This is a genomic window from Pseudaeromonas pectinilytica (assembly GCF_054780855.1).
The window spans coordinates 1-500 of sequence record NZ_BAAGVN010000131.1; the positions used below are offsets into that span (position 1 = coordinate 1).

The 500-nt window shown below is 49.0% G+C and carries 1 protein-coding gene; it reads left to right on the forward strand.

Annotated features, from left to right (window positions below):
* Nucleotides 1–285: transposase (locus ACYVG7_RS09830; RefSeq protein ID WP_460882960.1), on the forward strand; the 285-nt coding region annotated here is incomplete at its 5' end.
* Nucleotides 286–500: the final 215 nt, after the last annotated feature.

Sequence of the window (500 nt, forward strand, 5' to 3'; positions counted from 1 at the left end):
CTGGGGCTAGTACCCAAAGAGCACAGTAGTGGCGGAAAAGTCAGATTGCTGGGAATAACAAAGCGCGGAGACGGTTATCTGCGAGGTTTGCTTATCCATGGCGCCCGCTCAGTGGTTTACCGTGTTGCAAACCTTCCGGATGAGCAATGCGGTGGGCTTCAGCGATGGTTAAAAGGCATAATTGTCCGAAGTGGTATAAATAAGGCCATCGTCGCGTTGGCTAACAAGAACGCCCGGATAGCCTGGGCGCTGGTAAGCCAGAAAACAGAGTATGTGTTTAAGTAACAGTATGATTTTTGTTGGCAGTCCAAGAGTGATGTTCTGACAGGTAGAACCGACTCTCTGTGAACCTGGCAAATAGCTTGGCTGTGGCAAGCCATGGAACTAATGAGGCCAGAGAGTGCGGATGTTCATCGGGGCTCATGAAGCCGAATATATGTTTGTGACTACTTTGTTAAAAATAGAGCAGCACTTGCTTGCACAGGGTCGGTGTCCATATA